Genomic DNA, 13,597 nt, shown 5'->3' with positions numbered 1-13,597 from the left:
CGGCTAACGGTCGTCAGCCTGGGTGCGCCGCTCCAGCAGTTCGGCAACATGCCGGCCCAGGCGAACCAGGTAACGCCGGGTCTCATGCTCCGCTGCCGGACCATCGCCGGCAACCACGGCCGAAACGAACGCTGCGTGCCCGGCCCTGACGAACGACGGCAGATCGCGATGGCCAAAGGCCACCCGGATGAGAAAGTCGCTCTGGTCCCAGAAGGATTCGGCGATCTCGATAGTCCTGGGTGAGCGGGCGAGTTCATGCAGAAGTTCATATCGCCGGCGATTTCGCTGCCGCAGCTCCACGAACCTTGCGGCCGGTTCATCAGTCAGTCCCGCCATCGATGCCAGCGCGGCGCATCGACGTCCGAAGCTCTCCGCTTCAATGGCCGATCGCCGCTCGGCGGCGAGACGAGCGATAACGCCCTCGGTTGCTCCGAAGACCTCGTACAAGTCTCTCACTTCGGCTGGAACAGGTCGAACCACGCGACAGCCGACCTGGGGCCGTATCTCGAGAAGGCCTTCCACCGTGAGACGGCGGATCGCGTCGGCAACAGGCGCGCGACTTATCGACAGAACGCGGCCGACCCCTTCGGACGAAATCTGATCTCCAGGATCGAGCCCCCCGCCGAGCAGGAGGCCCTTCAAATAGGCGTATGCCAGATCGTGTAGCCGGGGTGCGCCCTGCCACAGGGCTTCGGGCGCATCGGGGAGAACGACATTGAGAGATGTTCGCATGGTGTATATACTAACATACTAGTATGTTCTGACATAACGAACTCTCAACGAGTCTGTGGAGGAAGGCCATGTACGACGCGGGTAATGCACTGAAGATCGTAAACGCGTTGAAGGACACCGAGGCCGAGTCGGAGGCCAATCGACAGCTCAGCCCTCGCGCGGTAGCCCTGCTGCATCAATCCGGAGCGACCCGCATCGTAGCCCCCGCCGCCTACGGCGGTTACGAACTGCCGGTCCGGGCATTGGTGGAAGCCGAGCGGACGATCGCACAGGGCAGCACGGCGGCCTCCTGGGTTTTGATGGTGTGCGCCGCTCACACCTTCATCGCCGGCCGCCTGCCCTCCCAGGGCCAGGACGAAATCTTCGGCGGCCATCCAGGCATGCTGATTCCGGGCGTGCCGTCGCTTCGCGGCACCTGCCAGCGCGCCAACGGGGGCTACATGCTCAATGGCCGATGGCCTTACGCCAGTGGAGCCGACCATGGGGACTGGATCCTGGTGGGCTGCAAGGGGATCCGCAACGAAGCGGGCACCTGCCCCTCCCTGATCGTCGTGATGCCGAAGAAGGACGCTGTCATCGACGACACCTGGTTCACCCTCGGTATGCGCGGGACCGGCTCCAAGGACATCGTTCTCGAAAACACGTTCATCCCGGAGCGCTACGCGGTGCCCATGCTCGAGGCGCAGCTCGGCACCGTTCCTGGTATCGACATCCCTCTTTACAGGCTTCCGATCCGGCCGACCTTGGCGACCATGCTGCTCGGCACGATCGTGGGAATGGCCGAGCGTGGATTACAGCTCTTCATCGACAAAACCCGCGGTCGACGCGACGTCTACACTGGCGCGATGAAGGCCGAGAACGCCGGGGTACAACGGAGGGTCGCCGAGGCGAGCGTGGAGATATCCTGCGCCTGGGCGCTGACGCGGCAGAACTGCGATCTCCTGGAAGAAGCGATGCTGCGCGATCCACCGATGCCCGCGGGGAAGCGGGCGCAAATCCGCTGGAATGCGGCCTACGCCACCGAACTTTGCCGGCGTGCCTGCAACCGGCTCTTCGAGGGCGCCGGCGCCGGCGCTGCCCATGACAGCCATGTCATGCAGGTCTTCTTTCGCGACATGAACACCGCATCACACCACGCGATGCTCGATTTCGACGTGAACGTCGAAATCCAGGGCAAGAGTCTGCTGGGTGTGCACCTCGACGACGCCTGGGTGTGATCAGGCCGCCTGCTGCGCCACTTCGGACAGGGAGACGATCCAGTCGCGGAACGCCTTGATCTTGCGGCGCCGGATCGCCTCGGGCGGATAGACGAGATAGTAGGCGAAGTCCGAGGAGCGCTTGAACTCGAAGGGGACGACCAGCCGCCCGGCCTTCAGGTCGGGCTCGACCAGCGGGTTGCGCCCCAGCGCGACGCCCAGCCCGTCCATCGCGGCCTGGTAGGCCGCCAGCGCGAAGTCGAACGAGACGCCGCGCGAGGCATCGACCCCTTTCACGCCGGCGGCCGTCAGCCAGACCTGCCAATCGTCCGGAAAGTTGCCGATATGCAGCAGGTTGAACCGCTTGAGGTCGGCCGGCTTCTTCAGCCCGTTCGGCCCCTTGAGCAGCGAGGGCGCGCAGACCGGCATGACGTCTTCGACGACCAGCCGCTCGGCCGCCAGATTGGACCACTGGCCGCGGCCGTAGCGGATGCCGATGTCGACATCCTCACGCGAGAAATCCACCAGCGACGTGCCGGTCGAGATGCGCACGTCGATCTCCGGGTGCGAGCGCTGGAACCCGCCCAGCCGCGGCACCAGCCACTTCACCGCGAAGGACGAGGTCGTCGTCACCGTGAGGTTGCCGCCCTTGTCCTTCTGCAGCAGCTTCTCGGTCGCCTCGTTCAGCTGGTCAAAAGCCGCACGCACTGAGGGGAGATAGGCCTGGCCGGCCTCGGACAGCAGCAGCGAGCGATTGCGCCGCACGAACAATTTTAATCCGAGTCTCTGTTCCAGCCCGCGCACCTGGTGGCTGATCGCGGCCTGCGTGACGCTCAATTCCTCGGCCGCATCGGTGAAACTCATATGGCGTGCCGCGGCCTCGAAGGCACGCAAGCCATTGAGTGGCGGCAGGGATCGTTTCATCGCGCATCCTTCACATGAGATAATTTAATCAAAACAGGACAAAGGGTCATTTGTAAAGAGGTCCCCCGGCACGCACATCAGCCCCAACAGAGTTCAACCCTTTCGGGAGCAGTCCCATGGCCAACATATCGCTCCACCATTCATCACAGGCGCCGCTGGCCGGCAGCTTCACCGCTTTCGGCCAGATCCTCGCCACCTGGCGCGAGCGGGCCAGGCAGCGCCGCGAGCTCGCCAACCTGGACTACCGCACGATGCGTGATCTGGGCATCAGCCCGACCGACGTCCAGTTCGAGGCGAACAAGCCCTTCTGGCGCAGCTGACATCCGAATCCGGAGGGGTCCCGTTTCATACCCTGCGCGGGACCACCCCACTCCGGTGCCTGGCCGGCGGTCGCTCCAGCCTCCCTTGCGACCGCCGGCTTTTTCTTTGCCCTTCTTCTTTGCCAGCCGGCGCGGCTCTGCTAGAGCCGCCACGTGCCGCTCAACGACCAGCAGATCCAGACCCTCGGCCGCGACGCCCTGCAGCGCGCGGCGGCCGGCGATTTCGCGTCGGCCGAAGAGATGTTCGCCCGCATCGTCGAGGCGCGTCCGAACATGGGCCAGGCGCTCCATCTGCTGGGCCAGGTGCGGCTGAAGCTCGGCCGATTCGCCGAGGCGCGCGAGCCACTGGAACGCGCCGCGCAGTTCCTGCCACGCGAAGTTTCGGCACAAACCAATCTTGCCGGCTGCCTCGTCCAGCTCGGCCGGCACGAGCAGGCGCTGGCCGCCCTCGCAAAGGCTGCGCGACTGAAGCCGGACGACGCCGTCATCGCCCACAATACCGGCCGCGCCCTCGAAGCGCTGGGCCGGGCCGAGGACGCCGAGCGCGCCTATGACCGCGCTCTGTCGATCGACCACCGGCTGCTGCCGGCGCTCAGCGCGCGGGCGGAGCTGCTGGCCGCGCGCGGCGAGTGGGCGGGCGCCCTCGCCGATCTCGAAACCGCGCTGGTGAGCCAGCCCAACGATCCGCGCCTCCGGCTGCGGCGCGGCGAGCTGATGCTGCGCCAGGGCGACTGGTGGCGCGGCCTGGGCGATTACGAGGCACGACTCGAAATCCCGGGCGAGCGCTACACGCCCGATCTTCCGCGCTGGCAGGGTGAACCGCTCGACGGCCGGCTGCTGATCTACCCCGAGCAAGCCGACATCGAGAGCGACGCGGCCCTGCGCGATACCGTGATGCTGGCGCGCGGCGTCGAGGCGACCGTGCAATGCGGTGCGACCCTCGCCGGTTGGTGGGACGGCCCGACGATCCGTCGTGGCGAGCCGCTCGACGGTTTCGTGGCCGCCGCTCCGCTGCGCAGCCTGCCGCTTCTCCTGAACTGGACGCGCGACGCGCTGCCGGCGCCGGCCAAGCCGAGCCGCAAGCCTGAACCCTCTTCGCGCATCGGATGGTTCACTGTCGCCGAGCCGCCCACTGGCTTTGCCAGGCTCGATCTCGTGCGCACGCCGGAAGAAATCCCGACCTGTCGTCTCGTCTTGGGCGACGACACCTGGCCCGCTCATGCGGCGGCGGCGCTCGGCATCCCAACGATATTCCTGGTGCCCAATACCGCAGACTGGCTCTGGGGTCCGAACCTCGGAACATCGCCCTGGTATGCGTCTGCGGAACTGCTGCGCGACGATGATCGCGAAGGACTGGCGGCGCGGCTCGCCGGGTGCTGATATCCGCGTCCCGGCGGATCACCCCACACCCAGAGGCCAAACCCATGGGCAAGACCCTGTTCGACAAGATCTGGGACAGCCACGTCATCACCGATCTCGGCAACGGCTTCGTTTTGCTGCACATCGATCGCCTGTTGCTCCATGACATGTCGGGCGGCAAGGCGCTGAAGGAAGCCATCGACAAGGGCTATCCACCGGCGCAGCCACGCCTGACCTACGGCACGCCCGATCATACGATGTCGACCAAACCCGGCCGCGACGAGTTCACCCATCCGCCGGGCCTGCCGCTGATCAAGTCGATGCGCGAGACGACCAGCGCCTACGGCATCAAGCTGTTCGACCTCGGCCAGGACGGCCAGGGCATCGTGCACGTCATGGGGCCCGAACAGGGGCTGACGCTTCCCGGCACGACGCTGGTCTGCGGCGACAGCCATACCTCCACCCATGGCGGCCTGGGGTCGCTGGCCTTCGGTATCGGCTCCTCCGAGCTGGTGCATGTGATCGCCACGCAGACGATGGTCCAGCGCAAGCCCAAGCGCATGCGCGCCAGCTTCGAGGGTAAGCTGATGCCGGGCGTCACGGCCAAGGACATGATCCTTCACCTGATCGGAGAGCTCGGTACGGCCGCAGGCACCGGCTACTCCGTCGAGTATGCCGGCTCGGGCGTGCGCGCCTTGCCGGCCGAGGCCCGTCTCACGCTCTGCAACCTCACCATCGAGATGGGCGCGCGCACCGGCATGGTCGCGCCCGACGACACGACCTACGAATATCTCAACGGCCGCGACTATGCGCCGAAGGGGGCGATGTGGGAGCGTGCCGTCGCTCACTGGCGCACCCTGCCGACCGATCCCGATGCCGAGTTCGATCGCGAGCACACAGTCGACATGAAGAACGTCGCGCCGCAGATCACCTGGGGCACCAGCCCCGAGCATGTCATCGCCGTCGACCGCGCCATCCCCGACCCGAGCAAGGGCCCCGAAGAGAAGCGCGGCGCCTGGGAAGCCGCGCTCCAGTATCAGGGCCTCGAACCCGGCAAGCCGATCGAGGGCACGCAGGTCGACTGGGTGTTCATCGGTTCGTGCACCAACTCCCGCCTCTCCGACCTGCGCGCCGCCGCCGAGATCGTGAAGGGCCGCCACAAGGCCGACCATGTTACCGCCTGGGTCGTGCCGGGTTCCGTGCGCATCAAGGCCGAGGCCGAGGCCGAGGGACTCGACCGCGTGTTCACCGAGGCCGGCTTCGAATGGCGCGAGCCTGGCTGCTCGATGTGCCTCGCCTCCAACGGCGAACGGGTGCCGCCCGGCAAGCGCAGCGTCTCGACCTCCAACCGCAACTTCGTCGGCCGCCAGGGCCCCGGCGCACGCACCCATCTCGCCAGCCCCGCCATGGCGGCGGCGGCCGCGATCAAGGGTGCCATTGCCGACGTGAGGAAGATGTAGCGAAAGACCTCACCCTGAGGAGCGCGTAGCGCGTCTCGAAGGGTGCGAACGAGCACCACGATTGTTACCCATCCTTCGAGACGCGCGTTGCACGCGCTCCTCGGGATGAGGTTGGAGGAGGAAACGCAGGATGGACAAGTTCACCAAGGTGACCGGCGTCGCGACGCCGCTGATGCGCCAGAACGTCGACACCGACCTGATCATCCGCATCGAGCGGCTGGTCGACAACGTGACGCGCGAGGGGCTGGGGCCTTATTGCTTCGAGCAGATCCGCTTCAAGCCCGACGGCAGCGAGGATCCGGACTGCATCTTCAACCAGACACCCTATCGCGACGCGCCGATCATCCTCAGCCGGGAGAATTTCGGCTGCGGCTCGAGCCGCGAGGGCGCCGTCTGGGCGCTGAAGGGCATGGGCATCAAGGCGGTGATCGCGCCCTACTTCGGCGACATCTTCAACAACAACTGCTTCCAGAACGGCCTCCTGCCGGTGGCGCTGCCGATCCACGAGATCGAGCAGCTCGCCGACGAGATGACGGCCTCGCCCGGCAATGCCCGCATCACCGTCGACCTCGAGAACTGCCAGGTGATCTCGCCGACCGGCCGCACCATCCCCTTCCAGGTCGATGCGCGGCGCCAGCACGCCATGCTGAACGGCCTCGACGACATCGCGCTCACAATGTCGCGCCGCGACGAGATCGAGGCCTGGCAGGCATCCGACAAGAGCGCGCGGCCGTGGGTCTGGCTGTAGCCGCTTGAGCCCGCTACATCTCGCGGCGGCCCTCCTCATCGTGGCGATGTGGGGGTTGAACTTCACCGTCATCCGCTTCGGCCTCGACGAGTTCACGCCATTCACCTTCGCGACCTGGCGCTTCCTGCTGGGCGCGTTGCCGGCGTTCTTCATCCCCAAGCCCGCGATCTCCTGGTCCGTCCTGGCGGGCATCGGCGGCCTGATGTTCGGTGGCCAGTTCATCTTCCTGTTCTTCGCCATGGGGGCGGGCCTGCCGCCCGGCCTCACTTCCGTGCTGGTGCAGCTCCAGGGGCCGCTCACCGTCGTGCTCGCCGCCCTGCTGCTGCGGGAGCACGCGACGCGCGGACAGTGGCTCGGCCTCGCTGTCGCCGTCGCCGGTGTCGTGCTGCTGGCACGCTCGATCTCGGACGACACGCCGCTGCTCGCCGTCGGCCTCGCGCTGATGTCGGCCCTCACCTGGGCGCTGGGCAACCTCGTCTTCCGTTCCGCCCGCGGGGTTTCGATGTTCGCCGTCACCGTCTGGGCGAGCGTCCTGCCGCCGATTCCGCTCGCCCTGGCGTCCCTCGTGCTCGACGGGCCGGCGGCGCTGGCCGCACCGATCCTCGCGCCGACCTGGCGCGGCTGGTTCGTCCTCTTCTACACGGTCGTTCCGGTGATGTGGCTGGGCTACCTGATCTGGGGCACCTTGTTGCGCACCTATCCCGCCGCGAAGGTCGGCCCGGTCAGCCTGCTCGTGCCCTGCGCCGCACTCGCCATCTCGGCCTACCTGACCGGCGAGCCGCTGTCGGCGGAGCGCCTCGTGGCCGTCGCGGTCGTGCTGGGCGGCGTGGCGCTCGGCGTCTATGCCTCGGCGCGCCGCCTGCGCTGAGCAATTCGCCCGGCCTTGCCAAACACCGAGGGCGGCACCGCGCGGTTCACCACCTCGCGCAGCGCGAAGCTCGATTCCAGCCGGGCGACCCGCGGCAGGCGCGAGAGTTCTGTGCGGTGGATACGCTCGAAATCCTCGATGTCGCGCGCCAGCACGATGACGACATAGTCGTCGCTACCCGACATCAGGAAGCAGCGCACCACCGAGGGACAATCGAGCACGCCCGCCTCGAACGCCGTCAGCGCCTCGTCGCTCTGGCCGTCCAGCGTGATCCGCACAATGACCGTCGTCGCCAACCCGAAGCGGCCGAGATCGAGCACGGCCTGGTAGCCGCGGATGAGGCCGTCCTCCTCCAGCGCACGCTGCCGCCGCGCCACCGCCGTGCTCGACAGGCCGACCCGTGCCGCGAGATCGACCTGGCTCACCCGGGCATTCTCCGTCAGCTCCGACAGGATGGTGGCGTCGATCTTGTCGAGGTTCATGTTCGGAATCCTGCGTGCTTCTCCGATTCATCGTAGGATTTCGGCAGGAGAGACTCAATTGATCTTCAGAATGCCGGGAAACAAACCGGCATTCCTTGGTTTGATGACACCCGAACCTGCCTGGAGATGGACCCTATGCGCGTCGGTGTGCCGAAAGAGATCAAAACCCATGAATATCGCGTCGGGCTGACGCCCGGCGCGGTCCGCGAATACGTCCATGCCGGCCACGAGGTCGTGGTCGAGACCGGCGCGGGTGCCGGGATCGGTGCGAGCGACGAGGTCTACCGCACGGCAGGCGCCCGCATTGCTGCCACCGCCGCCGAGATCTTCTCGACCGCCGACATGATCGTGAAGGTGAAGGAGCCGCAGCCCGGCGAGTGGGTCCAGCTCCGCCCCGGCCAGATTCTGTTCACCTATCTCCATCTCGCCGCCGACCCTGAGCAGGCCAGAGGCCTGCTTGCATCGGGCTGCACCGCCATCGCCTACGAGACGGTGACCGATTCTCGCGGCGGGCTGCCCCTGCTCGCGCCCATGAGTGAAGTGGCGGGGCGTCTCTCCATCGAGGCGGCCGGCGGCGCCCTGCAGCGCCATCGCGGCGGCCGCGGCCTGCTGCTGGGCGGCGTGCCCGGCGTGCAACCGGCCCATGTCGTCGTGCTGGGTGGCGGCGTCGTGGGCACGCATGCCGCGCGCATGGCGGCCGGCCTCGGCGCCAATGTCACGGTGCTCGACCGCTCGCTGCCGCGGCTGCGCGAACTCGACGAGCTTTTCGAGGGCCGCGTCCGCACGCGCTACTCGACGATCGCCGCCGTCGAGCAGGAAGTCTTCTCGGCCGATGTCGTGATCGGCGCGGTGCTGGTGCCCGGCGCCAGCGCGCCCCGGCTCGTGACCAAGGCGATGCTGAAGTCGATGAAGCCGGGTTCGGTGATCGTCGACGTCGCCATCGACCAGGGCGGCTGCTTCGAGACGTCCCACGCCACGACCCATGCCGACCCGACCTACGAGGTCGACGGCATCATCCACTATTGCGTCGCCAACATGCCGGGCGCGGTGCCGCTGACCTCCAGCGAGGCCCTGAACAACGCCACGCTCCCCTTCGGTCTCGCTCTGGCCGCAAAGGGCCTCGCCGCCGTCGTCGCGGACCCGCACCTGCGCGCCGGCCTCAACATCCATCGCGGCCGCTTCACGCACAAGGCCGCCGCCGAGAGCCTCGGCCTGCCCTACGCGCCGGCGGAGCAGGCGATCGCCGGCTGACCTCAAATCCTCCCCGCCTCTTTCGCCAGGGGCGGGGAGATCGTCCCGAAGGTCGCGTAAGCGGATCGATGAAGGGGCGGGAGCAACTCCCATCGTTTTATTTGCCCCTCTCTTTCTGCAGCTTGATCTACAGAAATGTTATAATGTACCTTTTTTGGGAAATGATCACTGCCGGCTTGCCTTCGGAGAGGACTCCCCGTGACTGGAATTGCGAACCGACGGGTCGTCGAGAGCCCAGATGACACCGTCCTGCATCGAATTGCCGAGCACGACGTCGCCCTCACCATTTGGCATCGCCGGCAAGCCGCGAAGCTGGCCGCTTGGCTCGATTCCCTGCCGCCCGAACGCCTGCCGAAGGGCCATTTCATCGGACCGGTTGCGTGCGTCCCGTGCCGGCTCGCTTCCCTGTGCAATCTCGTGGCGCTGGCCGACAGTCCCGAGCGCCGCGCGCTGATTGACGACATTGCCGGGCTTGCGCGCTGCTTCGCCGCGCGCACCGACAGTCCCGACGTCGACCTGCGCTTGGAAGTGATCGCCCACGACGCCTGCTGGCGGTTCCATCGCGACCATGTCGGCTACCGTCTCAACGCAACCTATCGCGGGCCCGGCACGCAGTGGCCGCCGCTCGAGCATGCCGCCCGCGCGCTCAAGGCCCAGCGCCGCTATCGCGGCCCCCTCAACGAATTCCCGCGCTTTGCCGCTGGCCTGTTCAAGGGCGTGGTGCGGGCCGGCACGGAAGCCATCGTGCACCGCTCACCCCCGGTCGGCGCCAGCGGCCAGACGCGGCTCTTCCTCTGTCTCAACGAGGTCCATGACGATGAATAGGCTGCCCGCCCCCTTCCCGGTCTGGAAAATGCCGGGACACGAATGAGTCACGGGCCCTGTCGGCGACCTCGTAAGGCGGCATAAACGAAACAAACGAAATAAACGAAACAATCAAACCGAAAAAGGACTTCCCCGGGAAGCAGCGCTCCCGAGGCCCTGCCGCCGGCATTTTGCATGGAGCGCGCTCAATGCCTCGGCTCCGCCTGCGCAAAGCCGCAACGCGCACCCAAGATCCCGTCACACGGCTCTAACTCGGACGCTCCACGCTTCCCACGATGCTGCCTCGCTTGCGGCCGGTCTCGACATAGGCGTGCGCCTCGACCATCTGGGCGAACCTGTACCGGCGGTCGATCCCGGGTTTCAGCGCGCCGGTTTCGGCCAGGACAGCCATCTCCGCCAGATCGCCGACGCGATTCGCCGCCGGGGCCGGCGGGTCATCGCCGGCCCAGCGGACGTTCGCAGTGGATTTGAATGTCCTCTCCGCCACGCAGTGGGGGAGAGGACTCATGAGGCGTGGAAGCCGTCAGGCCTTCTGCAGGCCGCACCATTCGGAGATGAACAGCGCCGTCGACTGGGTGATCTTGCGGATCGATTCGAGGTTCACCCGTTCATCGAAGCCGTGGACGTCGTCGGACTGCGGTCCGTAGACCAGCGCCGGCAGGCCGGCATAGAGGCCGAAGAAGCGGGCGTCGGTCGTGCCGGTCGTGCGGCGATCGTCGAGTTCCGCCCCGAACACCGTCTTGTGCGCATCCGCCAGGATGTCGCGCACATGCTCGTGGTTCTTCAGCACGTAGGGCTCGGCCTGGAAGCCTTCCCAGCTCACGGTCGGCAGGTTGTTGCCGAGGAAGGGATCGTTGGCCGCGGCCTGGCGGATCGTGTCCTCGACCTCCTGCCGGCACTCCTTCAGCGTCTGGGTCGGCAACACGCCCACGCGCATGTCGAAGGTGCACCACGACGGGACCGAGCTGGCCCAGTCTCCGCCGGCGATCTTGCCGACGTTGAAGTTCACCGGATGGTGATGGTCGCAGTAATGCTTGTCGTGTTCCTTCAGCGCGTTCCACTTCTTCTCGAGTTCGCGCAGCTGCTGGATCAGGCGGAAGGCCGATTCGATCGCGTTCGACCCGGCGTCCGCCTTGTAGACATGTACGGGATGGCCGGTGACCTTGACCTGGAACCACATGACGCCGACCTGCGCGACCGTGAGCGTGCAGCCCGACGGCTCGGGGATCAGTGCCGCGTCGGCGCGATAGCCACGCTGCAGGCAGGCAAGCGCGCCGTTGCCCGTGCATTCCTCCTCGACCACCGACTGCTGGTAGACGTCGGCAGCCGGCATGTAGCCCAGCGCGCGCAGCGCGCGCAGCGCGAAGACGTTCAGGATCAGCCCGGCCTTCATGTCGCCCGAGCCGCGGCCGTACATCCAGCCGTCCTTGATGTAGGCATCGTAGGGATTGCGGGTCCACATCTCGTGCGGTCCCTCGGGCACCACGTCGATGTGGCCGTTGAGGATCAGCGAGCGGCCCTTGGGATTGGACGGCCGCCAGGCGCCGACCACGTTCCAGGCATCGTCATAGTCCAGCGAATGCGGCGAGTAGCCCGGCAGGTGCTTGAGATCGTCGATCTTGACCTGCCAGCGGTCGATGCCAAGCCCGTCTTCCTTGAACAGGCGCGCCATCATGTCCTGCGCCGGCGCTTCCTGGAACCGGGTCGAGGGAATCCGCACCAGGTCGGCCAGTACCTTCATCTGGTTGTCGAACTGGCGGTCGACCTCGTTCATGATTTTCGTCTTGGTCTCGGCATCGATCATCGCAAAACCCCTCGTACAAACCCTTACTTCCAGGCGCGCGCACGGCGCTGCGAGCGTGACAGCAGCGCGGCCGGAAACAGGGCCAGAAGCGCCACCACGCCCACGACGATGAACGTATCGGAAAACGCCATCATCTGCGCGCTGCTTTGCAACATCGTGGCCAAATATTCGAGGGCACCGGCCTTCTGCTGCTGGTACGGCAGACCGCTCTTCTGCAACAGATGCTCGACCTGGGTCAGCATGCGATCGGTGGTGCGGTTGCCCCAGTCCTGCGTCGCTGTCAGCGCGTCGGCATGGAAGCGGGTGCGGATCTCGAAGAACGCGACCATCCCGTTGATGCCGAAGGCACCACCGAGCTGGCGCATGAAGTTGGCGACGCCCGAGCCCTGGCGCACCTTGTCGGCCGGCAGCGCCTTCAGCGATGACGCATTGAGGCTGGGGTTGATGAAGCCCAGCCCCAGGCGCGAGACCATGACCATGCAGACCAGGGTCCAGAAGGTCGTGTCGATGTCTGCCGTCGTCATCCAGGCGAAGCCTGTGGCGAACAGGATCAGCCCGCCGATGATCATGGTCGAGGCCGGCATGGCGTCCGATAGCCGGCCGGCCAGCGGGAAGATGAAGGCCAGCATGATGCCGGCCGGCATCATCATCAGCCCGGCCAGCAGCGGCGTGAAGCCGATGATGGTCTGCACGAAGACAGGGATGATGTAGGTCGAGCCCATCATGCCTGCGCCGAAGATGAAGGCGATGAGGGCCGCGGCGGCGAACTCGACATTGCCGAAGATGCGTATGTCGAGCAACGCCCGGGGCGTGTAGAGCTCCCAGAAGACAAAGGCGACGGTGGCTGCGGCGCCGAGAACCAGCCGGAACACGATGGCATCGGAACTCCAGCCCTCGCGCTGGCCGTCGGCGATGCCGGTCATCAGGCCGAGCAGCGCCGTGCACAGGAGTGCGAAACCCAGCCAGTCGAACGGCGGAATGATCTTCGGGATCGGCCGGGTCGGCATGAAGATCATGCCCATGACGGCTGCGATCACGCAAAACGGCAGCGAGATGAAGAAGACGTAGCGCCAGGAGAAGTACTCGATCATCAGGCCGCCCAGGGTCGGCCCGATGGCCGGTGCGAAGACGACGCCAAGGCCGAACACGCCCATCGCCATGCCGCGGCGCTCCGGCGGAAAGACGGTGAAGATCGTCGCCATGACCAGCGGCTGGGCGACACCGGCACTGAACCCCTGCAGGACACGGGCGAAGATCAACGCATCTTCCGTTGGGGCCGAGCCGCCCATCAGCGCGCCCACCGAGAAGAAGAAGAGCGCCCCCACGAAAGTGCGGCGCTCACCCAGGATGCCGCTCAGCCAGGCGTTGATCAGCATGCCCGCGGTCATCGTCGCCATATAGGCCGAGGACATCCACTGCGCCTTGTCCTGGCCGATGCCGAAGGCGCCCATGACGTCGGGCACCGCCACGTTGACCGTGGTCATCGCCAGCACCATCGACACGACGCCCATCATGCCGGTCACGGTGACCAGCCAGCGATAGGAGGGACCGTAGCGCTCCGTGAGCGCGGCCGCGGTCTGCAGGGGAACGGCGGCAGTGCTCATGCGGCCGGGGGCGCGCCACTCCAG

Annotated in this window: 14 protein-coding genes; 8 read left to right on the top strand and 6 right to left on the bottom strand. The window is 66.6% G+C overall.

Annotated features, from left to right (window positions below; translation table 11 throughout):
• Window positions 1-3 precede the first annotated feature (3 nt).
• Window positions 4-732 (bottom strand): GntR family transcriptional regulator, encoded by a 729-nt coding sequence (locus EPO41_RS13020; protein WP_296325687.1) that lies wholly within the window; start codon window positions 730-732, stop codon window positions 4-6.
• A 68-nt stretch (window positions 733-800) separates the two neighbouring features.
• Here EPO41_RS13020 and EPO41_RS13015 point away from each other — a divergent pair, with 68 nt between their 5' ends.
• Window positions 801-1,949, top strand: a complete 1,149-nt coding sequence (locus tag EPO41_RS13015) for a hypothetical protein (RefSeq protein WP_296325684.1) — start codon at window positions 801-803, stop codon at window positions 1,947-1,949.
• On the opposite strand, the gene EPO41_RS13010 is transcribed toward EPO41_RS13015, so the two are convergent.
• A complete protein-coding gene (locus EPO41_RS13010; RefSeq protein ID WP_296325682.1) occupies window positions 1,950-2,852 on the bottom strand; it encodes a transcriptional regulator GcvA in 903 nt (300 codons plus the stop codon).
• Window positions 2,853-2,968: 116 nt separating this feature from the next.
• On the opposite strand from EPO41_RS13010, the gene EPO41_RS13005 reads away from it, so the two are divergent.
• From EPO41_RS13005 to EPO41_RS12985, 5 genes are all read left to right on the top strand, one after another.
• On the top strand, window positions 2,969-3,172 hold the full coding sequence (locus EPO41_RS13005) for a DUF1127 domain-containing protein (RefSeq protein WP_296325680.1): 204 nt from the start codon (window positions 2,969-2,971) through the stop codon (window positions 3,170-3,172).
• A gap of 153 nt (window positions 3,173-3,325) precedes the next feature.
• Complete coding sequence (locus EPO41_RS13000; protein WP_296325678.1) at window positions 3,326-4,552, top strand: tetratricopeptide repeat protein; 1,227 nt, start codon at window positions 3,326-3,328, stop codon at window positions 4,550-4,552.
• 44 nt (window positions 4,553-4,596) lie between these two features.
• Window positions 4,597-5,991: a 3-isopropylmalate dehydratase large subunit gene (gene leuC, locus EPO41_RS12995; RefSeq protein WP_296325676.1), complete on the top strand. Its 1,395-nt coding sequence runs from the start codon at window positions 4,597-4,599 to the stop codon at window positions 5,989-5,991.
• Window positions 5,992-6,121: 130 nt separating this feature from the next.
• On the top strand, window positions 6,122-6,739 hold the full coding sequence (gene leuD, locus EPO41_RS12990) for a 3-isopropylmalate dehydratase small subunit (protein WP_296325674.1): 618 nt from the start codon (window positions 6,122-6,124) through the stop codon (window positions 6,737-6,739).
• Window positions 6,740-6,743: 4 nt separating this feature from the next.
• Window positions 6,744-7,607, top strand: a complete 864-nt coding sequence (locus tag EPO41_RS12985) for an EamA family transporter (RefSeq protein ID WP_296325671.1) — start codon at window positions 6,744-6,746, stop codon at window positions 7,605-7,607.
• Here EPO41_RS12985 and EPO41_RS12980 read toward each other — a convergent pair.
• Window positions 7,580-8,089, bottom strand: coding sequence for an Lrp/AsnC family transcriptional regulator (locus tag EPO41_RS12980; RefSeq protein WP_296325669.1), 510 nt, complete (start codon window positions 8,087-8,089; stop codon window positions 7,580-7,582). The genes EPO41_RS12985 and EPO41_RS12980 overlap by 28 nt on opposite strands.
• 135 nt (window positions 8,090-8,224) lie before the next feature.
• Between EPO41_RS12980 and ald the strand changes: the two genes are divergently transcribed.
• Entirely contained in the window at window positions 8,225-9,340 is a 1,116-nt protein-coding gene (ald, locus tag EPO41_RS12975) for an alanine dehydrogenase (protein ID WP_296325667.1), read from the top strand.
• Window positions 9,341-9,538: 198 nt separating this feature from the next.
• Entirely contained in the window at window positions 9,539-10,165 is a 627-nt protein-coding gene (locus tag EPO41_RS12970) for a DUF1826 domain-containing protein (RefSeq protein ID WP_296325665.1), read from the top strand.
• Between the two features lie 247 nt (window positions 10,166-10,412).
• Here the strand turns inward: EPO41_RS12970 and EPO41_RS12965 are convergent, their stop codons facing one another.
• Genes EPO41_RS12965 through EPO41_RS12955 form a run of 3 tightly spaced genes read right to left on the bottom strand, consistent with a single transcriptional unit; the run spans window position 10,413 to window position 13,573 of the window.
• A complete protein-coding gene (locus tag EPO41_RS12965) occupies window positions 10,413-10,673 on the bottom strand; it encodes a zinc-binding dehydrogenase (protein ID WP_296325662.1) in 261 nt (86 codons plus the stop codon).
• 15 nt (window positions 10,674-10,688) lie between these two features.
• Entirely contained in the window at window positions 10,689-11,969 is a 1,281-nt protein-coding gene (locus EPO41_RS12960) for an ArgE/DapE family deacylase (protein WP_296325660.1), read from the bottom strand.
• A 23-nt stretch (window positions 11,970-11,992) separates the two neighbouring features.
• Entirely contained in the window at window positions 11,993-13,573 is a 1,581-nt protein-coding gene (locus tag EPO41_RS12955; protein WP_296325658.1) for a DHA2 family efflux MFS transporter permease subunit, read from the bottom strand.
• Window positions 13,574-13,597: the final 24 nt, after the last annotated feature.

It is taken from the genome of Reyranella sp., assembly GCF_004297265.1.
GTDB lineage: Bacteria > Pseudomonadota > Alphaproteobacteria > Reyranellales > Reyranellaceae > Reyranella.
The sequence above is the reverse complement of the archived record's forward strand: the minus strand, read 5'-3'. Positions and strand labels throughout refer to the sequence as shown.